At 66.8% G+C, this 21,120-nt stretch carries 16 protein-coding genes; 9 read left to right on the forward strand and 7 right to left on the reverse strand.

From position 1 onward, the window contains the following. The first annotated feature begins 19 nt into the window (after nt 1-19). From KK141_RS08035 to KK141_RS08045, 3 genes are all read left to right on the forward strand, one after another. A complete protein-coding gene (locus tag KK141_RS08035; RefSeq protein ID WP_214569231.1) occupies nt 20-1,390 on the forward strand; it encodes an FAD-linked oxidase C-terminal domain-containing protein in 1,371 nt (456 codons plus the stop codon). Nucleotides 1,391-1,557: 167 nt separating this feature from the next. After that, entirely contained in the window at nt 1,558-3,357 is a 1,800-nt protein-coding gene (locus KK141_RS08040; RefSeq protein WP_214569232.1) for a reprolysin-like metallopeptidase, read from the forward strand. 5 nt (nt 3,358-3,362) lie between these two features. Then, nucleotides 3,363-3,860: a hypothetical protein gene (locus KK141_RS08045; protein ID WP_214569233.1), complete on the forward strand. Its 498-nt coding sequence runs from the start codon at nt 3,363-3,365 to the stop codon at nt 3,858-3,860. Between the two features lie 82 nt (nt 3,861-3,942). Here KK141_RS08045 and KK141_RS08050 read toward each other — a convergent pair whose 3' ends face one another. Further along, a complete protein-coding gene (locus tag KK141_RS08050) occupies nt 3,943-4,578 on the reverse strand; it encodes a homoserine/threonine efflux transporter (RefSeq protein WP_214569234.1) in 636 nt (211 codons plus the stop codon). A 255-nt stretch (nt 4,579-4,833) separates the two neighbouring features. On the opposite strand from KK141_RS08050, the gene KK141_RS08055 reads away from it, so the two are divergent. From KK141_RS08055 to KK141_RS08070, 4 genes are all read left to right on the forward strand, one after another. Continuing rightward, on the forward strand, nt 4,834-6,096 hold the full coding sequence (locus KK141_RS08055; RefSeq protein WP_214569235.1) for a nucleoside permease: 1,263 nt from the start codon (nt 4,834-4,836) through the stop codon (nt 6,094-6,096). A gap of 183 nt (nt 6,097-6,279) precedes the next feature. Continuing rightward, nucleotides 6,280-8,496, forward strand: a complete 2,217-nt coding sequence (locus KK141_RS08060) for a TonB-dependent siderophore receptor (protein WP_214569236.1) — start codon at nt 6,280-6,282, stop codon at nt 8,494-8,496. 32 nt (nt 8,497-8,528) lie between these two features. After that, nucleotides 8,529-9,515 carry a tRNA dihydrouridine synthase DusB gene (gene dusB, locus KK141_RS08065; RefSeq protein ID WP_214569237.1) on the forward strand — a complete coding sequence of 329 codons (987 nt, stop codon included), beginning with the start codon at nt 8,529-8,531 and terminating at the stop codon, nt 9,513-9,515. A 99-nt stretch (nt 9,516-9,614) separates the two neighbouring features. Continuing rightward, complete coding sequence (locus KK141_RS08070) at nt 9,615-10,445, forward strand: class I SAM-dependent methyltransferase (RefSeq protein WP_214569238.1); 831 nt, start codon at nt 9,615-9,617, stop codon at nt 10,443-10,445. 182 nt (nt 10,446-10,627) lie between these two features. Here the strand turns inward: KK141_RS08070 and KK141_RS08075 are convergent, their stop codons facing one another. Beyond that, on the reverse strand, nt 10,628-11,323 hold the full coding sequence (locus tag KK141_RS08075) for an SGNH/GDSL hydrolase family protein (protein ID WP_214569455.1): 696 nt from the start codon (nt 11,321-11,323) through the stop codon (nt 10,628-10,630). 75 nt (nt 11,324-11,398) lie between these two features. Next, nucleotides 11,399-13,273: a protease pro-enzyme activation domain-containing protein gene (locus KK141_RS08080; protein ID WP_214569239.1), complete on the reverse strand. Its 1,875-nt coding sequence runs from the start codon at nt 13,271-13,273 to the stop codon at nt 11,399-11,401. A 377-nt stretch (nt 13,274-13,650) separates the two neighbouring features. On the opposite strand from KK141_RS08080, the gene metK reads away from it, so the two are divergent. After that, entirely contained in the window at nt 13,651-14,850 is a 1,200-nt protein-coding gene (metK, locus tag KK141_RS08085) for a methionine adenosyltransferase (protein WP_167252519.1), read from the forward strand. A 66-nt stretch (nt 14,851-14,916) separates the two neighbouring features. On the opposite strand, the gene KK141_RS08090 is transcribed toward metK, so the two are convergent. Next, nucleotides 14,917-15,078, reverse strand: a complete 162-nt coding sequence (locus KK141_RS08090; RefSeq protein WP_214569240.1) for a hypothetical protein — start codon at nt 15,076-15,078, stop codon at nt 14,917-14,919. After that, nucleotides 15,075-15,455 carry a Fic/DOC family N-terminal domain-containing protein gene (locus KK141_RS23115; protein ID WP_345777537.1) on the reverse strand — a complete coding sequence of 127 codons (381 nt, stop codon included), beginning with the start codon at nt 15,453-15,455 and terminating at the stop codon, nt 15,075-15,077. The genes KK141_RS08090 and KK141_RS23115 overlap by 4 nt, the downstream gene beginning before the upstream one ends. A gap of 216 nt (nt 15,456-15,671) precedes the next feature. Between KK141_RS23115 and KK141_RS08100 the strand changes: the two genes are divergently transcribed. Beyond that, entirely contained in the window at nt 15,672-17,534 is a 1,863-nt protein-coding gene (locus tag KK141_RS08100) for an ATP-binding cassette domain-containing protein (RefSeq protein ID WP_214569241.1), read from the forward strand. Nucleotides 17,535-17,564: 30 nt separating this feature from the next. Here KK141_RS08100 and KK141_RS08105 read toward each other — a convergent pair whose 3' ends face one another. Both KK141_RS08105 and ppc read right to left on the reverse strand, forming a co-directional pair. Further along, complete coding sequence (locus tag KK141_RS08105) at nt 17,565-18,173, reverse strand: TIGR00645 family protein (protein WP_214569242.1); 609 nt, start codon at nt 18,171-18,173, stop codon at nt 17,565-17,567. Nucleotides 18,174-18,245: 72 nt separating this feature from the next. Continuing rightward, nucleotides 18,246-20,954, reverse strand: coding sequence for a phosphoenolpyruvate carboxylase (ppc, locus tag KK141_RS08110; RefSeq protein ID WP_214569243.1), 2,709 nt, complete (start codon nt 20,952-20,954; stop codon nt 18,246-18,248). Nucleotides 20,955-21,120: the final 166 nt, after the last annotated feature.

The following is a 21,120-nucleotide window of genomic DNA, read 5'->3' on the forward strand; positions in this document are numbered from 1 at the left end:
TCGGCGCTAGACTTGGCGCATGACGCTGCCCTCCGCCCTGCTCGAAGCCCTGCATGCCAGCTTCGCCGGCGACGCCCTGTCGCTGGCCGAAGCCGAGCGCCTCGCCTACGCCTACGACAACTCCCGCCGCAACGCCCTGCCCGACGCCGTGGTGTTCCCCACCACGCACGAGCAGACCGAAGCGCTGGTGCGCGCCTGCCGCGAACACCGCGTGCCGCTGGTGGCGCGCGGCCGCGGCACCAATACCACCGGCGCCACGGTGCCGGTGGACGGCGGCGTGGTGGCCAGCTTCGAGCGCATGAACCGCATCCTGCGCATTGACCCGGACAACCGCCTGGCGGTGGTTGAACCGGGCGTGCTCAACGGCGACCTGCAGCAGGCCTTGAAGCCGCACGGCTTCTTCTGGCCGCCCGACCCCACCTCCTCGCCCTGGTGCAGCATCGGCGGCAACCTGGCCTGCAATTCGGCCGGCCCGCGCACGGTGAAGTACGGCAGCCCGCGCGAGAACACCTTGGGGCTGCGCGCGGTGGCCGGCACCGGCGAAGGCTTTCGCTGCGGCACCTACACCAGCAAGGGCTCCACCGGCTACGACCTGACCCGCCTGCTGATCGGTTCGGAAGGCACGCTGGCGCTGATCACCGAAGCCACGCTCAAGCTCACGCCCAAGCCCAGCGGCCTGCGCACGCTGCGCGCCACCTACCGCGACGTCGGCGCCGCTGCTCACGCGGTGGCGCGCATCATGGCCCAGCCGGTGACGCCCTGCGCGCTGGAATTCATCGACGACGTGGCGCTGAAGCTGGCCCGCGACCACGGCGGCGACAGCGTGCCGGTAGCCGGCGCCATGCTGATGATCGAAGTCGACGGCGAGCCGGACACGCTCGATGGCGCCGTGGAAGCCGTCTCGCGCGCCACCCGCGGCGACGGCCTGGAAAGCCTGCAGGTGGCGCAGACCGCCGAGGAAACCCAGGCGCTGTGGTCCGCGCGCAAGGCCTTGTCGCCCGCGCAGCGCACCATCTCGCCGAACAAGATCAACGAGGACGTGGTGGTGCCGGTCAGCCGCCTGCCCGAGCTGGTCGACGGCATCAAGCGCCTCGCCGCGAAGCACGACGTGCTGATCGTCAGCTTCGGCCACGCCGGCAACGGCAACCTGCACGTGAACCTGCTGCCGCGCGACGAAGCCGAACGCGAACGCGCGCACGCCTGCCTGGCCGAGGTATTCGCACTGGTGATCCGCCTCGACGGCACGCTGTCCGGCGAGCACGGCATCGGCCTGGTCAAGCGCGAATTCATGCCGCTGGCGCTGCAGCCGTCGACGCTGGGGCTGATGCGCGCAGTGAAGGCGGCGTTCGATCCGGACGGCATTCTCAATCCGGGCAAGCTGCTGCCTTGAATCCATTGCGATAAGTCCACTGCGGCGGCTGATCCACCGCGCGCTTCACCAGACCTGTCCGAATTTACCGGCCACTCGCTTGCCGCCGGCAAGCAGCCTCGCATTCCATACAAGTACCGGATCGACGTCACCGGTACTTCTCGGCTGTAGCCAAAGGAAGCGAGCCCATGAAAACGTCACGCCTGCTTGCATGCGCGCTTTCGGCGCTGTTTTTCAGCATCACCGGCCGGGCAGCGATCACCGCAACGATCGACCTCAGGCCCGCCGCGATTCCCGATGGGCAGATGCCGAGCGGATACGACGGCATCATCTTCAATATCGCCAAGGGAGACGAGCCTTACCGGTTCCGGCTTCCACAGAAACCGAAGGATGGAGCCTGGGTGCTTGCCGCAAGCTCCGCCGCTTCGGCGCACGCCGTGCTCAATGAGAAGATCGATTTTCCGCGCAACCGTGTATCGCTCCATCATTGCGGCGCGTTCTGCATTTTCCGATACGCAGAAAAATCCGGCCGGTGGAGCGTCGAAAGCCCTCAGATCAGGTACTACTCCTCGGTGCGCAATACCGTGCCGGAAGGAAGCTGGAATTACGCGTTCTACGACATCCGCCCAGGCGACTGGCACCAGCGGATCAACCTGCCTGCCACCGCCAATGACGGCAGCCTCATCTTCATCCGGTCGTCCTCGGCACGCGAGTCCGGCATCCATCCGGACAGTCTGCTTTACGCATCGACCAGTGTGATCAGGTCGGGAGACGAGTACCGGCTTCGCTATCTTTCCGACGTCAAGAAGTGGGCGATCGAGGAATCACCCGAGCGGCCCATCGACCTGCGCGTCACCGGTGCCTATCCCAGCGCACCGCGCTCTCTTTTCGTGCTGACCGATCAGCAGTGGATCCCCCGGATCAGATTGCCGACCCGTGCCGGCGACCGCGACCGCATCACCGTCCGCTCATCCACGTCCCGGGCCGCCCTGATCGATGGTGCCGGGATCGAAGCGAAAGGCAGCTTCGGTCTCACGCAAGGGCAGGAATACACCTTCATGTACGTTGCGGAGAAGAAGCAATGGATCGTGCAGGACGCGCCGGACACCGTCTATACGGCGGCCAGTCTTAAGAACGGCGCCATGCCTTCCCCGGCGACTCCTCGCAGCATCTACGTATCGGATCAGGCGCGCTATGTGCCGAACATCGAGTTGCCGAAGGCAGCACCGAAGGGAGCCCGGATCATGTTCAAGGGCCAGGCCGTCAATCCTTTCAACGTCATCGCGCCGTCCGGCGATGGCAACGGCAAGGCGTATCCCGTGCGTATCGGCGAAACGCCAGCCTTCGTCAGCGACGGCAGGACCTGGGCGCGGGAGACCGTCATCATCGATGTTCTCGGTGTCTACAGCAGCGAAGCAGCTTCCTTCTACGGCGACGATCTCATGCGTGCCCGACTGCTCGAAGGCATCATGAACACGAATCACGCCCTGGAGAATTCGGGCGTCAACTTCAGGACGAGGCTGGTCGGCACCAGAAAGATCAACGCGCCGGCGCAATGGACCGACATCGAAACCGCCGCACTGTCGCTGGGCGACCATCCTCAGATCCGGAAATGGCGAGATAACACTCAAGCCGATCTGGTTTATTACGAAGGCGCCAAGAATCAACCCGGCATCTGCGGGGCGGCTTTCTCTTCCCAAGTCTCGGAACTCTCTTTCGCGGCGGCGACGTCGATCAGCTGCCGCACCAAGACCATGGCTCATGAAATCGGCCACCTGCTGGGCTTGCTCGACGGCAAAAGGCCCTGGGACTACGGCAATGTCGGCTATCCGATTGCCGGCACCGTCATGGCCAGTGGAAGAACGGCTTTCTATTCCACGCCCGAACGATATACGCAGGACTACGGCCGGCCGATGGGCATCAAGGATCAATACGACGCGGTCAACGCGCTCAACCTGAATTCGTCTTTCGTCTCCAAATTCCGGTGATCCCCATGAACCAGTTCATCAAGCGAACGGCCGTCCTGTTCGGTACCTGTCTTGGCATGGCGTTGTCCCTTGGCGCGCACGCCTGGGAAGGCCCTGTTTTCCAGGCCGGCGTCGATCGGCGCGTCATCGAAAGCAGCGGGCTGGATTCGGCGTGGCTGTTCACTCGCCCGATCGTTTCCAGCGAGCCGCCACCGTATGTGATCTACCGCAACGAACAGCTGGCCGGATTCCGCCCAGGCGATTCCTTCCCGGCAAGGATCGACATGGAATACGTCGGCACCGCGAACTTCCTGGTCCGCTGGGAAGAAACCACGCAGGTCTCGCAGACATCGTTTCGAAGCCTGCACGGCGATATCCGGTCCCAGGCGCCGGACGGACGAAAGCTGGGCATGTTCCGCTTCACCATGCGGCAAGGCGGCTCGGAACTGACCGGATGCGTGCAGCTCCAGGACCGGTCCTACTGCTTCGTCGGGAAGAACGGCGTCGGCTGGATAACGTCCTGAACCGCCCAGCCAGGCCGGCCGCAACGGCCAGCCCTTGGCGGCCGCGCCACCCAGCCGGGGTGACGCGGCCTGCTCGCCAAGATCAGCTGGTGCGATTACCCGTCCCGCGCAGGATCAGGTGCAGCCCGAACAGCACGAACACCGCACCGGCGAAGCCATCGATCCAGCGGACCAGCCGCAGATAGCCGCGGCGCATCGCCGGCAGCGCGAAGAAGGCGGCGACCAGCGAAAACCACAGAAACGTCTCGGCGATGATCATGCCCCACAGCCCCCAGCGTGCCGCCGCGCCCACGCCGTCGCCGACGAAGGCCGAGAACACCGAGCCGAAGTAGACCAGGGCCTTGGGGTTGGCCAGGTTGGTGAGCAGGCCGGCGCGCAGGGCGGCGAAGTCGCTGCGCTCCACCACGACGGTCTGGGTGGCGCCACCGGCCGGCGCCTTCCACGCGCCGCGCAGCATTTTCACGCCCATCCAGGCCAGGTAGAGGCCGCCGGCGATGGCGATCAGGCGCGACAGCCAGGCCATCTGATGCAACACGATCTGCAGGCCCAGCAGGGCCAGTGCCGCCCACACCAGCGCGCCCAGGGTGATGCCGGCGACGCCGAACATGGCCTGCCGGCGCGAGCGGCTGACCGCGGTCTGCGAGACGAAGAAGAAATCGGGGCCGGGGCTGGCCAGGGCGATCAGCTGGATCGCGGCGATGGTGAGGAAGAGGCTCATGGGGTCGCTCTCGGCGTGGAAAGGACACTCGGGATAAGGCACGGGTATTTTGCGGCTGCGCAACTTGTTCCCGCCGGGCCGATTCCCTACGCTGGCGGACGTTTGGCCAGGACCTAAGACCAGTCCTAAGGCCGCCCGCGGGGGATCAGCGCGTTCACCGGAAGGGCAGCACCAGCTCGGCTGGCTGCCCCGCCCGGCGTGTGCCCGACGGACCGCTCCGCGATATTAACGAATCACCAGGACCTATAAAGCCCGATGAGCATCAAACTCCGCCTCGTCACCATGTACTTCCTGCAGTACTTCGTATGGGGGGCGTGGCTGCTGACCATCGGGGCGTACTGGTTCCAGAACAAGCATTGGCCCGGCACGCAATTCGGCGCGATCTTCTCCACCATGGGCATCGCCTCGCTGTTCATGCCCTCGATCGCCGGCGTGATCGCCGACAAGTGGATCAACGCCGAGAAGCTGCTCGGCCTGATGCATATCGGCGGCGCGATCATGCTGTTCATCGTGCCGACCATCAATTCGCCCGGACTGATGTTCTGGGTGATGCTGCTCAACATGATGTTCTACATGCCGACGATCTCGCTTTCGATAGCGGTGGCGTACAACGCGCTGAAGACCAGCGGCGAAGACATCGTCACCGTGTTTCCGCCGATCCGCGTGTGGGGCACGGTGGGTTTCATCGCCGCGCTGTGGACGGTGAGCCTGCTGCATCTGGAAACCACCGAGGGCCAGTTCCACGTGGCCGGCGCCGCCGCGCTGGTGCTGGGCCTGTACGCGTTCACCCTGCCCAAGTGCCCGCCGCGCTTCGAGCGCAAGGAGCATCAGTCGCTGCTCGACACGCTGGGGCTCACCTCGTTCGCGCTGCTGCGCAATACGCAGATGGCCGTCTTCTTCCTGTTCGCCATGCTGCTGGGCGCGGCGCTGCAGCTGACCAATGCCTACGGCGATACCTTCCTGCACGACTTCGCCAAGATGGACGAGTACAAGGACCTGATCGCCGTGCGCTACCCGGCGATCATCATGTCCATCTCGCAGATTTCCGAAACGCTGTTCATCCTGGCCATTCCGTTCTTCCTCAAGCGCTTCGGCATCAAGACCGTGATGCTGATCAGCATGCTGGCCTGGACGCTGCGCTTCGGCCTGTTCGCTTATGGGGACCCCGGCGCGGGGCTGTGGATGATCGTGCTGTCGTGCATCGTGTACGGCATGGCTTTCGACTTCTTCAATATCTCCGGCTCGCTGTTTGTGGAAGGCCAGGCCGACCCGTCGATCCGCGCCAGCGCGCAGGGCCTGTTCATGCTGATGACCAACGGCATCGGCGCGGTGCTGGGCAGTTCGGTCAGCGGCTGGATGATCGATGCCTTCTTCACCCACGCCGACGGCAGCAAGGACTGGCACGGCATCTGGACGGCGTTCTCGGCGTACTCGCTGGTGGTGGCGGTGCTGTTCGTGTTCCTGTTCAAGCACAAGCACGACCCGAAGGCGATGGCAGCGGCGCGCGCGGCGCACTGAAACACGTGGCGTAGGTTGGGGTGAGCCGTCAGGCGAACCCCAACACGGCCACCTGCATACGCCTCGCACTGTTGGGGTTCGCCTGACGGCTCACCCCAACCTACATCTGGCGGGGCCGGCGCATGAATTTGTGGTGAGAATTATTCTCATTTAAGATGCCCGTTTTCACGGCCTCCTAACACCATGCTTCGTCTTTCCCGCGCCATCGCCCTGGCCCTGCTGGCCAGCGCCGCCTCCGCCCATGCCGCCGACGACACGCCGGACCAGCAGCAGGCGAAAGACCTGGCGGCCGTGCGCGTCACCGGCGACTGGCTGGGCGACGCCACCGCGCGGGACGTGCAGAACCACCCCGGCGCGCGCACCACGATCCGCCGCGAGCAGATCGTCGAGGCCGCGCCCACCCAGGTGCGCGACATCCTGCGCCGCATCCCCGGCGTGCAGATCCAGGAAAGCAACGGCACCGGCGGCAGCGACGTGTCGCTTAACGTGGGCGTGCGCGGCCTGACCGCGCGCCTGTCGCCGCGCTCCACCATCCTGCTCGACGGCATCCCCGTGGCGGTGGCGCCGTACGGCCAGCCGCAGGTGTCGATGATGCCGATGGCGGTGGCCAACCTCGAAGCGGTGGACGTGGTGCGCGGCGGCGGTTCGGTGCGCTACGGGCCGCAGAACGTGGGCGGCATCGTCAACTTCGTCACCCGCGAGATTCCCGAGACCTTCGGCGGCAGCGCCGGCGTGCTGCTGCAGGGCGGCGCGCATGGCGGCATCCAGACCCAGAGCAACGCTTTCATCGGCGGCACCACCGCGCAGGGACTGGGCCTCGCCCTGCTCTACTCCGGCACCAAGGGACCGAGCTACCGCGAGCACGAGAACAACACGAACATCGACGACGTGATGCTGAAGTCCAGCTACCGCTTCAGCGCCACCGACACGCTCAGCGGCAGCCTGCACTACTACCGCGGCCAGGCCGGCATGCCCGGGGGCCTCAGCCAGGCCGACTACGACGCCAACCCGTTCCAGTCGCGCCGCCCGTTCGACGACTTCCGCGGCCTGCGCAAGGACGCCGTGCTGAAGTACAGCCACGTCGACGACACCCGCAGCTTCGAGGTGCAGACCTACTACACCGACAGCTTCCGCGGCAGCCACATCGAAACGATCACGCAGAACGCCAAGACCGGCATCTACACGCACCAGCTCAACGCCTACCCGCGCAACTACCACACCTTCGCGATCGAACCGCGCTATTCGCAGCTGTTCGACTTCGGCAGCTGGACGCAGGAGATCGGCGTCGGCTACCGCTATCTCAACGAAGCGATGCACGAGCGCACGCTGCGCAACAACAAGTACGACTCGCCGCTGTATTACACGCCGTTCGACAGCGATCCCTACAACGGCGCGTACGTGCGCTCCGGCAACAATGTCGGCGGCACCGAAGCGCATGCGCTGTACATCGACGACACCATCAACGCCGGCAGCTGGACCATCACTCCCGGCCTGCGCTACGAGCGCATCAACACCTGGTGGCGCGCCCTGCCCGACGCCACGGTGATCGTGAAAGGCCCGACCTTCCGCCGCGAGAAATATTCCAAGCCGCTGCCGTCGCTCAATGTGATCTATCACCTGTCCGAGCGCTGGAAGCTCTACGCCAACGCCGAGACCTCGTTCGGCAGCCTGCAGTATTTCCAGATCGGCCAGAAGAACGCCGACAACCAGTTCGCCAGCGGCCTGGCCCCGGAAACCGCGCGCACCTACGAAGCCGGCACACGCTACGACAACGGCGCCTGGGGCGCGGAAGCCACGCTGTTCCGCATCAACTTCGACCATGAGCTGCAGCTGGTCGGCAAGATTCCCGGCGTGGCCGATTCGCACGACGGCTGGACCAACCTCGGCGCCACCACCCACAAGGGCCTGGAAACCGCCGCCCACCTCGATGCCGGCGCGTTCGATCCGAACCTGCGCGGCCTCACCCTGTGGGGCACCTTCACCTACACCAAGGCCACCTACAACTACGGCTCGTTCGCCGGCCGCGACCTGCCGTTCTATTCGCGCCGCATCGCCAATCTCGGCGTGCGCTACGAGCGCGGTCCGTGGACGCTGAACCTGGATGCCTTCACCCAGTCGCGCCAGCATTCGCCCGGTTCGCCCAGCTTCGATCCGACCAAGCCCTCGCAGTACATCACCGTCGGCACGCCCGCCGGCGACTACGGCGACATCCCCGGCTGGACCACCTGGAACCTGCGCGGCGAGTACCGCTTCGGCCCGGCGCTGTCGTATCTGAAGCTCGGCGTGGGCGTGAAGAACCTGTTCGACCGGCGCTATTTCACCCGTTCCACCGACAACAACAACGGCCTCTACGTGGGCCAGTCGCGCACCTTCTTCGTGCAGGCCTCGGTGGATTTCTGACCGGCGGGGCCGCTCCCGGCTAAAATAGCCGGATGCAGATCGGCCCCTACCGCATCGACCCGCCCGTGGTGCTCGCGCCCATGGCGGGGGTCACCGACAAGCCCTTCCGCCTGCTGTGCAAACGGCTGGGCGCGGGGCTGGCCGTGTCCGAGATGACTACCGCCGACCCGCGCCTGTGGCAGACGCGCAAGTCGCTGCACCGCATGGACCACGCCGGCGAACCCGAACCGGTGAGCGTGCAGATCGCCGGCTACGACCCGGCCATGCTGGCCGAGGCCGCGCGCTACAACGCCGGGCACGGCGCGCAGATCGTCGACATCAATATGGGCTGCCCGGCCAAGAAGGTCTGCAACGTGTGGTCCGGCTCCGCCCTGCTGCAGGACGAGCCGCTGGTGGCGCGCATCGTCAAGGCGGTGGTCGATGCGGTCGACATCCCCGTGACGCTGAAGATCCGCACCGGCTGGGACCGCCAGAACAAGAACGCGCTGAACATCGCGCGCATCGCCGAGGACGCCGGCATCGCCGCGCTGGCCGTGCACGGCCGCACCCGCGCCGACAAATACGAAGGCGAGGCGGAATACGACACCATCGCCGCGGTCAAAGCCGCCGTGTGCATTCCGATCTTCGCCAACGGCGACGTCACCACGCCCGAGCAGGCCAAACACGTGCTGGACGCCACCGGCGCCGACGCGGTGATGGTCGGCCGCGGCGCGCAGGGCCGGCCGTGGATCTTCCGCGAGATCGCGCACTACCTCGCCACCGGCGAGCGCCTGCCCGAGCCGGGTCCGGCGGAAGTGGCCGCGATCCTGCTGGCGCATCTGGAACATCTGTACGCGTTCTACGGCGAGCAGTCTGGCGTGCGCATCGCGCGCAAGCACCTGGGCTGGTACGCCAAGGACCGCCCGGAAAACGCCGCCTTCCGCGAGGTGGTCAACCGTGCCGAAAGCGCGCAGGACCAGCTGCGTCTGACGCGCGAATACTTCCAGGCGCTGGAGAGCGGGCTGGAGCTGGCGGCCTGACGCTGCCGCGCCGGCATACGTACCGATCTGGCCGACGGCCGATTGAGAGCGTCAAACGCGGAGCCTAAGCTTTCTTTCCCGCCCCGCTGCGGAGGCCCCATGGCCACCGAACCCACCGGCGATTTCCCCTATATCCACGGTTTCTCCAGCGAGGAACAGGCCCGCCTCGTGCACCAGGCGCGCATGTTCGAGCCGAGCCTGTTCAGCCACGTGGATTACAGCGACGCCACCCGCCTGCTCGAAGTGGGCTGCGGCGTCGGCGCGCAGACCGAGATCCTGCTGCGCCGCTTTCCGCAGCTGCACGTCACCGGCATCGACCGCTCGCCGGCCCAGCTGGCCGCCGCCGAGCGCAACCTCGCCACCACCGCCTGGTGCGAGGCGCGCTATACGCTCAAGCAGGCGGACGCCACCGACCTGCCGTTCGGCGAACGCAGCTTCGATGCCGCCTACCTGTGCTGGGTGCTGGAGCACATGCCCAGCCCCGCCCGCGTGCTCAGCGAAGTGCGGCGCGTGCTGAGTCCCGGCGCCACCCTCTACGTCACCGAGGTGCTGAATGCCTCGTTCTTCCTCGACCCTTACTCACCCCACCTGCTGCGCTACTGGATGGCCTTCAACGACCACCAGTACGACGCCGGCGGCGATCCCTTCATCGGCGCCAAACTCGGCAACCTGCTGCTGGCCGGCGGCTACCACGACGTGCATACCGAGGTGAAAACCATCCACCTCGACAACCGCCAGCCGGGCCGGCGCAAGCACATGATCGAGTTCTGGGAAGAACTGCTGCTGTCGGCGGCCGAAGCGCTGCTCGACGGCGGCCAGGTCGACGCAGCCACCGTCGCCGGCATGCGCAAGGAGCTGCAGGCGGTGCGCAACGACCCGAACGCGGTGTTCTTCTTCGCCTTCGTGCAGGCGCGGGCCAGCGTGTACTGACCGTGCCTTGTCGTAGGTTGGGGTAAGCCGCAGGCGCACCCCAACGCTGCGAGGCGTATGAAGGTGCCGGCGTTGGGGTTACTGGCTGCATCAGCAGCCAGCCCTTCGGGCCATCCGCTACGCGGATGTTCGCTACGGCATCCTGCCTTCGCAGTCGCCTGCGGCTCACCCCAACCTACCCGTTATCGCGATGCTTTGGCGGCTGGCTGCTTCGCCTTGAAGCCATACGAAGCCAGCACCGGACGCAGCGCCTGGATCCACAGCGCATAGCCGGCCGGCTTCATATGCAGGCCGTCGTCGCGGAACAGCTCCGCACGCGGCTTGCCCTGCGCGTCGAGCATCAGCGGCGCGATATCCACGAAACGCACGCCGCGCTGCGTCGCCGCCCAGTCGCGGATCAAGCCGTTCGCCTGGCTCATAGCTGGCCACAGCGACCAGCGCGCCACGCTGGGCTTGATCGAGATGTACACCACCGGCACCGCCGGCAGGTCCTTGCGCACGCGCGCCACGAAGGCCTTGAAATCGTCCGCCACCTGCTGCGCGGAATGGCCTTCGTAGACGTCGTTGTCGCCGGCGTACATCACGATCAGGCGCGGGTGGTAGGGCGTGACGATGCGGTCGGCGTAGTAGGTGCTGTCCTCGATCGCCGAACCGCCGAAGCCGCGGTTGATCACCGGCACGCCGGGGAAATCCTCGGCCAGCGAATGCCAGTAGTTGATCGAGGAGCTGCCGATGAACAGCACGGCGTGCTGCGGCGGGGGTTGGGCCTGGTCCTGTTTGGCGAAGGCGTCCATGGCGTCGCGCCATGGCGCGGGACCTGCCTCTTGCGCATTCGCCGCCGCAGACACCGCCAGCAGCAGCCACACCATCCACACCATTGCGCTTCTGATCGATCGCACTGTCGTCACCTCGTCGGTTTCCGCGGATTCGCCGGCCGATTATGCCTGCGCTATCTACAGGCCCCAGTGCTGCGTCACGTAGGCGTTGAACTTGCCGATGTCGAGGCTGCCCCAGCCGGAGCAGGCGGTCCAGCTTGGCGGCGGGCACTGATAGTTGTAGGGCGACGTCGCTGGAGCGCTGAAATCGTGCAGCGGCGTGCGGTCCTGGGCAAAGCTCGCATACATCTGCGGCGTCGGCAGGCCCAACGCGTTGCCGTGCGCCGATTCGACGCGTGCGAACAGTCCTGCGAACACCGCTGCCGCCAGTTCGGTGCCGTTGTACAGGTGATGCTCCACACCGCCCACGATGATGCGCGCGCCATTCGTCGGACCGGCAGGCGTATCGGCGTTCGGCCAGCTGCCGGGAATGGCCATGTGCGCGTCGAAGGCCAGGTCCGGCACATAGCGCTGCGTCGTCGGCAGCTGCACCGGCTGGTTGGGCGTGGGCCGTACCGTCAGCGCCTGCGCCGCCTGCCATGGCGGCACCGGCTCGTGCAGGCTGTAGCCGCTGTGGCTGTACCAGTAGTCGTACGCGGTGTTGCCAGGGCTATCGAGCGCCGACAGCTCCGACCACAGCGTTTCGCCGTTCCATCGCTTGCTGCTGTCGGTATTCGCCTGCGAGCCGCCGATGGCGACCACATAGGGCGACGTCGCCGGTTCGGGCGGAAACTGATAGACATCGTTGATCTGCGCGTTCACCTGGTTGGCCTCGCCGATCGGCGCGACGAACACCTGGCCCTGCGCCTGCGCGGCCATGAAGATCGCATCGTCCTGCTGCTGGGCCCCACTGAGGTAGGCGATCGGCTCTTCTACCTGCCAGGAGCTCTGGATGATCTTGGCCGTGTCGTCCGCCACGGCGCGGTTGTAGGCCCAGGTCAGGTCAGCCGTGGTCGGCGCGCTGCCGCTGTTCGGCATGGCATAGAAGCTCAGGCCGGCCAGTCCGCCGGCGGCGCCGACGATGGCCTGGCTCTCGTCGTGCGCGCTGCCCTCACCCAGCGGTCCGGAGCCGGTGGCGATGACCGTGGTCGGCACGGTGGGCAACTGGTGGCTGGTGGTGAATACGCTGAGATCGCTGATGGTCTGGCTCATGTCGCCCTGGGCGATCACGGCCACCGGCGTGGCGGTACCCGGGCCGACGCCGGAGGCGTTGTAGATGCCGGCGTAATCGACCGGGCTGTAGCCGTTGCCGGCCACCGGCGTCGATGGCAGCGGCAGGGCCGCGTGGTACTTGCTGCCGCGGCCCAGGCCCGGCAGGCCCTGCACCACGTCCACGAGGTCGCCCAGCGCGGCAGGCACCTGCACCGGGCTGGCGCTGCCGTAGCCCGTCGCGCCGTACAGGCTCCACCGCTTCATGGTGGTGTTGAACGCCTTGCTGGCCTGGCCCACGGTGCCGTCGGCGGCGACCAGCAGGCGGTTCGGCGCCACTTCGACGTGGGTGAAGCCGCTCGCCACCAGATAGGTCGCGACCTTCAGCGCCTGCGCCGGAGTCGGCGCGTAGGCGCCCTGGAACTGCGCGCGGCTCAGGTACTGCCCGTACACCGCGCTGCCGGGCTGCACCACGTCGTGCAGAAAGCTCAGCAGCTCCGGCCGGTGCCGCAATTTCAACGAAATCACCAGGTGCAGCGGTTGGTCCGGATCGAGCGGGGCCAGCCCGCTGGCATCGACGCAGTACGGGTCGGTGCCGCCATAGAAGACGTTGCCGTAGAACGCGCTGTTGACCGACCAGGCGTTGCTGCCGGCGTACTCGCAGCCGGGCACCGGCAGAGGGATCAGCGCCTGCGGCGTGGCGGTGGAGACCCAGCCGCTGTCGGCCTGTGCGACAAACGCGAGGCTGAGCGCGGCGGGGAAAAGGATGCGGCGAAGGGTGCGGGGGCGGATCGTAAGCGGCATGGCGAACTCCGTGGCGTGAAGCCCGGCTTCCCCCTGTCGCGGGGCGCGAGTCTAGGCCCATCCCCGCCCCGGGGCGGCCGCGAAACGCGAGAACCTTCGAATACTGTGATTGGCGTCGTGAAGTGCCGGACCGGGCGCCAGCAGGCCGTCCAGCCCGCCATTGCGACCGGCCTGAGCTATTCTTGCCCGCTTTCGGGCAGCCTCTGGGGACGTGCCGGAAAGGCCGCGCAAACGGCCTCCTGGCCGTCCAAGCGGCTGAATCGGCATGAAATCGTCACCTGCCGGCTGCATGCTGTAGCTGCAAAACCGGGGACCGGCATGTATCATGCCGCACCCTCTATTTATCTCTCTATCCGTAAGGAAGGATATAACCCGCGATGAGCAACTTCCTCTTCACCTCCGAATCGGTTTCCGAAGGCCATCCGGACAAGGTCGCCGACCAGATCTCCGACGCCGTCCTCGATGCCATCCTGGCCCAGGATCCGCGTGCGCGCGTGGCCTGCGAGACCCTGGTGAAGACCGGCGTGGCCATCGTGGCCGGCGAGATCACCACCAGCGCCTGGATCGACCTCGAGGCGCTCACCCGCAAGGTCATCGTCGACATCGGCTACAACTCGTCCGACGTCGGCTTCGACGGCGAAACCTGCGGCGTGCTGAACCTGATCGGCAAGCAGTCCCCCGACATCAACCAGGGCGTGGACCGCAAGAAGCCGGAAGAACAGGGCGCCGGCGACCAGGGCCTGATGTTCGGCTACGCCACCAACGAGACCAAGGACTACATGCCGGCGGCGGTGTACTACTCGCACCGCCTGGTCGAGCAGCAGGCCAAGGTGCGCAAGGCGAAGAAGTCGCCGCTGCCGTGGCTGCGCCCGGACGCCAAGAGCCAGGTCACCCTGCGCTACGAGAACGACCAGGCCGTGGCGATCGACGCCGTGGTGCTGTCGACCCAGCACGATCCGGACATCAAGCAGAAGGACCTGGTCGAGGCCGTGCGCGAGCACATCCTCAAGCCCGTGCTGCCGGCCAAGCTGCTGCACAAGGGCACCAAGTTCCACATCAACCCGACCGGCAAGTTCGTGATCGGCGGCCCCGTGGGCGACTGCGGCCTGACCGGCCGCAAGATCATCGTCGACACCTACGGCGGCTGGGCCCGCCACGGCGGCGGCGCGTTCTCGGGCAAGGATCCGTCCAAGGTCGACCGTTCGGCTGCCTACGCGGCGCGCTACGTGGCCAAGAACATCGTGGCCGCCGGCATCGCCGACCGCTGCGAAGTGCAGGTCTCCTACGCCATCGGTGTGGCCGAGCCGACCTCGATCTCGGTGACCACCTTCGGCACCGGCAAGATCTCGGACGACAAGATCGAGAAGCTGATCCGCAAGCATTTCGACCTGCGCCCGTACGGCATCATCAAGATGCTGGACCTGATCCATCCGATGTACCAGCAGACCGCCAGCTACGGCCACTTCGGCCGCTCGCCGTACGAAGTGAAGGGCCCGGACGGCAAGACCTACACCGCTTTCTCCTGGGAGAAGACGGACAAGGCCGAAGCGCTGCGCGCGGACGCCAAGCTGAAGTAAGCGGGTTTCGCATCCGCTGCAAGAAAACGGGCCGCGCGAGCGGCCCGTTTTCGTTGGGACGTCCGCTCAGGCAGCGGTGTCGTCCCGCTCGTCTTCCGCCGGCTGATCGATGGCGCGCAGCACGCCGCGCGCAAGGTACTGGCGGCCCCACTGACGGCCGCTGGTTTCCTCGATCAGGCCCGCCTGTTCGAGCTCGCCCAGGGCGGCGCGCGCCGTGGGGTCGGTCACGCCGAGCAATTCCTTGACCCGCGCCGCAGGGCATGTACGTAGTTGCGCACCTCCAGCACGTCATCGGCCGGCGCCTGCGGCGCCTGTCCGGCTTCGTCCGCAAGCAGGTCGGCCAGGGTGGCCTGGGTGCCTTCGATGCGGGAAGAAAGCACGGCTTCGCGGCGCAGGTACGGCGCGATCAACAGATGCGGATTGGGCAGCTGGCGGCCCAGCCCGGAAAGCTCGCTGAGCGCCGCGTCAGTGCGGGACAGGGCCAGCGCCAGCTCGCCGTCCCAGGCGATCCGGGGCGGCAGCGGCGCGGGCAGGAAGGCGGCGTAGCCTTCGGCGCAGCGCACGATGCGGCCGGCCTGAGGCGATTTGTATCTTGCGGCGTCCACGGCTCACCTGCCTGCCTGCGATATCGCAGTTTTGGCCATCTTTGAAAATTTATACAAAATTCTTTCAAAGCCTGACAAACATGGAAAACGCTTTTTCATTGCCTGTCCCGTCCTCTGGATAAGCGGGATCGTCGCAGCCGCGGCCGCGCCGGCCAATCGCCCGCAGTCCGAATCCTTGCCTCGTCCGTGAAGTCCACCCACGGCTACAATAGGCAGATGTCCCTGATCCAACTCCAGCGTGTCGACTTCAGCGTCGGCGGCCCCCTCCTGCTCGAACACGTCGATCTGTCGATCGAGGCGAACGAGCGCGTGTGCATCGTCGGCCGCAACGGCGAAGGCAAATCCACCCTGCTCAAGCTGATCGCGGGCGACCTCAAGCCCGATGACGGCGAGCTGCGCCTGCAGACCGGTACCGTGGTCGCGCGCATGGCGCAGGAAGTGCCGCAGGACACCGCCGGCAGCGTATTCGACGTGGTCGCCGCGGGCCTGGGCGACCTCGGCGCGCTGCTGGCGCGCTACCACCACCTGCTGGCCGAGCACGACTTCGACGCGCTGGGCGACGTGCAGGCGCAGATCGAGGCGCGGCACGGCTGGGATCTGGACCGCCGCGTCAACGAGGTGCTGGAGCGGCTGGAACTGCCGGCCGACACCGACTTCGCCGCGCTGTCCGGCGGCATGAAGCGCCGCGTGCTGCTGGCCCAGGCGCTGGTGCGCAAGCCGGACGTGCTGCTGCTGGATGAGCCGACCAACCATCTGGATATCGAGGCGATCGGCTGGCTGGAAGGTTTTCTCAAGTCCTTCGCCGGCAGCCTGGTCTTCATCACCCACGACCGCTCCTTCCTGCGCTCGCTGGCCACGCGCATCGTGGAGATCGACCGCGGCCAGCTCACCAGCTGGCCGGGCGACTACGACAACTACCTGCGCCGCCGCGAGGAACGCCTGCACGCCGAGGCGCAGGCCAATGCGCTGTTCGACAAGAAGCTCGCGCAGGAAGAAGTGTGGATCCGCCAGGGCATCAAGGCGCGCCGCACCCGCAACGAAGGCCGCGTGCGCGCACTGAAGGCGCTGCGCCGCGAGCGCGCCGAGCGGCGCGAGCTGGGCGGCAACGCCAGGATCACCCTGGCCAATGCGCAGGCCTCAGGCAAGAAGGTGATCGAGACGCGCGGCGTGCACCAGGCCTACGGCGGGCGCGTGCTGATCGACCAGCTCGACACCGTGATCATGCGCGGCGACCGCGTCGGCATCGTCGGCCCGAACGGCGCCGGCAAGAGCACCCTGCTCAAGATCCTGCTGGGCGAACTCACGCCGCAGCGCGGCGAGGTGACGCTGGGCACCGGCCTGCAGATCGCCTACTTCGACCAGCACCGCAGCCAGCTCGACGACACGCTCAATGCGCTGGACAACGTGGCCGGCGGGCGCGAATACATCGAGCTCAACGGCCAGCGCAAGCACATCATCGGCTACCTGCAGGATTTCCTGTTCTCGCCGGAACGCGCCCGCGCACCGATCACCCGCCTCTCCGGCGGCGAACGCAACCGGCTGCTGCTGGCCAAGCTGTTCGCCCAACCGTCCAACCTGCTGGTGATGGACGAACCCACCAACGACCTGGACGTGGAAACGCTGGAGCTGCTGGAAGAACTGCTGACCGAATACCAGGGCACCTTGCTGCTGGTGTCGCACGACCGCGAGTTTCTCGACAACGTGGTCAGCAGCACGCTGGTGCTGGAAGGCGAAGGCCAGGTCGGCGACTACGTCGGCGGCTATAGCGACTGGCTGCGGCAGCGACCGGCGACGCGTGCGGTGGAAGCGGTGCCGGTGAAGGCGGCGGAAGCGCCCCGCGCCGCGGAGCCGGAGAAGCCGAAGCGCAAGCTGAGCTACAAGGATCAGCGTGAGCTGGAGCAGTTGCCGGCGCGCATCGAGCAGCTAGAGACGGACATCGCCGAGCGTTCGGCGGCAATGAATGATCCGGCGTTCTACCAGCAGGACAACGCGGCGATCCAGCGGCATAACGATGCGCTGGCGAAGGTGCAGGCGGAGCTGGAAGTGGCGTACGCGCGGTGGACTGAGCTGGAAGGCTGACTTCACCCCAACCTACGCCGGACGCAGTTTTTAGTGCTCGTCCTTCTTGCCGCTCTGCATCAACCGATCCGTCCATGCAATCCCGATCGCCGACACGATAAAGATCAGGTGGATGATGGTCTGCCACATCACGCCCACCGGCGTGAGCGTGGCGCATTTCAGCGCCGTGCCCGGCCCGTTCTCGGCAATGCTCGCCAGCATCTCCGCCGAGCAGAACGGCAGCCCGGTCAGCGAGCCGGCGGCGATGAATGTCTTAAGCAGGTGGATCGAGGAGATGCCGATGATCGCCATCGCCAGCTTCACCTTCAGCACCGAGGCGTTCACGTGCGACAGCCATTCCGGCTGGTCCGGATGGTTCTCCAGGCGCAGGCGCGAGACGAAGGTCTCGTAGCCGCCGACGATCACCATCACTAGCAGGTTGGAGATCATCACCACGTCGATCAGGCCGAGCACGATCAGCATGATCTCCTGCTCGCCCAGCGACGGCGCTTCGTAGATCAGATGCCACAGCTCCTTGGCGAACAGGAACACGTAGACGCACTGCGCCACGATCAGGCCGAGATACAGCGGCAGCTGCAGCCAGCGGGAGCCGAAGATCAGCCAGGGCAAGGGGCCGAGGCGGCGGGGAGCGTCATTCATGGAAAAACTCGTCGTTTAAAGCGTCCAGCCTAGCGAGATCGAAAGATTTTGCGCAAGTTCCCCACGGGCCTTTCAACCCGTGTTCTGCAGCCCCTGCGATACGCCGTTCACGCAAGCGACCAGCGCGCGCAGCAAGGCATCGTCCTCGCTGCCGCCCGCGCGCCAGCGGCGCAGCAAGTCCACCTGCAACAGGCTCATCGGATCGATGTAGGGATTGCGCAGGCGGATCGACACTTTCAGCTTCGGCGCATCGCGCAACAGCTCGTCCGCGCCTTTCAGCCGCAGCACCCAGCGCGTGGTGCGTTCGAATTCCTCGCGGATCAGCGCGAAGAACGGCTCGTGCAGTTCGCCGGCCAGCTGCGAGAAGGCCTCGGCGATATCCAGGTCGCTCTTGGCCAGCACCATCTCCACGTCGTCCAGCATATTGGCGAAGAACGGCCAGTCGCGCGCCATCTCGGCCAGCGCCGCTTCGCCGAACGCCGCGGCGCCCTGCTCCAGCGCCGTGCCCAGTCCGTACCAGCCGGTGATGATCGAGCGGCACTGCGTCCACGCGAACACCCACGGAATCGCACGCAGATCCTGCACGCCGCGCATGCTGCGGCGGCGCGAAGGACGCGAGCCCAGGGTCATGCGTTCGATCACGTCGATCGGCGTGGCGCTGCGGAAGTAATCGATAAAGCCGTCGCGGTCGACGAAGGCGCGATACGTCTTGCGGCTGTTCGCCGCCAGCTCGCCCATGCGTTCGCGCCATATCGCCTCGCGCTCGTCCTGCTCGCGCGGACGCAGGCTGGCGCGCAGCACCGCGCCCACGGTCTGTTCCAGATTGCGCAGCGCCAAGGCGCGGATGCCGTATTTGCGATGGATCACCTCGCCCTGCTCGGTCACGCGCAGCACGCCGGCCACCGAACCACGCGGCGAGGACATCAACGCCGGCGCGATGCGCGCGCCGCCGCGGCTGGCGGAGCCGCCGCGGCCATGGAAGAACGACAGCCGCACGCCAGCCTCGTTCGCCACTTCCAGCAGCTCCACCTGCGCGCGCTGCAGGCCCCAGCGCGAGGCCAGCGTGCCGCCGTCCTTGCCGCTGTCCGAATAACCCAGCATCACCCACTGGCGGCCGCCGCGCTGGTCGAGGTGCGCGCGGTAGACCGGGTCGCCGAACAGCGCGCGCAAGGTCGCCGGCGCATTGGCCAGGTCGTCCACGGTTTCGAACAGCGGGGCGACGTCCAGCGGCACGCGGTCTTCGTCGGCCACCAGGCCGCCATGCCGCGCCAGCGCCAGCACCGCCAGCACGTCGGCGGCGGAGCGCGCCATGCTGATGATGTACAGGCCCACCGCGTCGCTGCCGTAACGCTTGCGTGCATCGCGCAGCGTGGCGAAGACCGCCTTCAATGACTGCGCACCGGCATCGTCGCTGCCGCCGAACGCGCGTTCGCCACTGGCATACGGCTGCAAGGCTTGCGCGCGGGAGGCTTCGTCGCGTTCCGGCCAATCCGCCTCGCCGAACAATGCGGCAAGCGCATCGTCGTGCACGCGCGAATCCTGCCGCACGTCCAGCCGCGCCAGATGGAAACCGAAGCTGCGCACGCGCCACATCAGGCGCTGCACCGCATAGGCGCCGGCATGCAGGCCGCGATGGTCGAGCAGGCTGTCGGCGATCAGCTGCAGATCCGCCAGCAGGTCCTGCGGTGACGCGTAGGCTTCCGGATGATCGTCGTCATGCGTGGCCTGCAGGCGCGCCTGCACCACGGCGAGGAAGGCGCGGTACGGCATGTCCGCATGGCGCGGCCGCACCTGCGCCGCGGCTTCCGGGAAACGCTGGCGATAATCGGCCAGGCGCCGCGCCAGTGCATCGTCGACGCCCACACGCCCTTCGGTCTGGCTGAGCAGCCGCGCCAGCCCGGCGATGTCGTCGATGTAATGCTCCAGCACGTGCGCGCGCTGGTTGGCGAGGCTGGCCGCGATGGTGTCCGCACCCACGTTCGGATTGCCGTCCATGTCGCCGCCCACCCAGGTGGCGAACGACAGCAGGCGCGGCAGGGCCACCGCCACGCCGTAGACCTGCTGCAGCGCATCCGCCAGCGATTCGTACAGCGCCGGCACGATGCGGTAGATCGGGTTGGCCAGATAGAAACCGACGTGGTGATGCTCGTCCTGCACGCTGGGCCGCACCGGCGAAGCTTCGGCGGTCTGCCAGGCGGAGGACAGCGCCATGAAGATGCGGTCGTCGTCTTCCTTGCGTTCCTGCGGCGTGCGGCTGGGATCGAAGTTGTCGATCAGCGCGCGCACGATCGCCTGTTCCTTCTCCAGCAGCGAGCGGCGCATCGCTTCGGTCGGATGCGCGGTGAACACCGGTTCCACCCGCAGCCGCGCCAGCCATTCCAGCAGCTCGGCCGCACCGACACCCTGCTCCTTCAGGCGGCCCAGTGCATCGAGCAGGGATTCGGGCTGCGGCGCGCGGTCCTCGCGCTGGTAGTCGCGGCGGCGGCGGATGCGGTGCACGCGCTCGGCGATGTTCACCGCCTGGAAATACGTGGCGAAGGCGCGCGCCAGCGCCTCGGCATGCGCGGTCTCCACACCGGTCAGCGGTTCCGCCAGCAGCGCCAGCGGCGCGCCCTCGTGGCGGCGCGCGATGGCCGCGGTGCGCACGCGTTCGACTTCATCCAGGAACGCCGGCGCCACCTGCTCGGCGAGCATGTTGCCGACCAGGGTGCCTAAACGGCGGACGTCTTCGCGCAGGGGGGCGTCGTGCGGAGCGAACTCGGGACTGCGTTGCTGGGCCATCGGAACCTGGGTCGGCGGATGTCTGGACGTCCAAGACTACCCCGAACGAACGGCTTTTTGTGCAGCGCCGCATGAGCTCGTAAAGTTGCTTATGAAACGAATAAGCCAGGGTAGGTTGGGGTGAGCCGCAGGCGAACCCCAACGTGGCGAAGGGTACGAAGGCACC

It is taken from the genome of Dyella sp. LX-66, from assembly GCF_018599165.1.
In the GTDB taxonomy this organism is placed as follows: domain Bacteria; phylum Pseudomonadota; class Gammaproteobacteria; order Xanthomonadales; family Rhodanobacteraceae; genus Dyella_D; species Dyella_D marensis.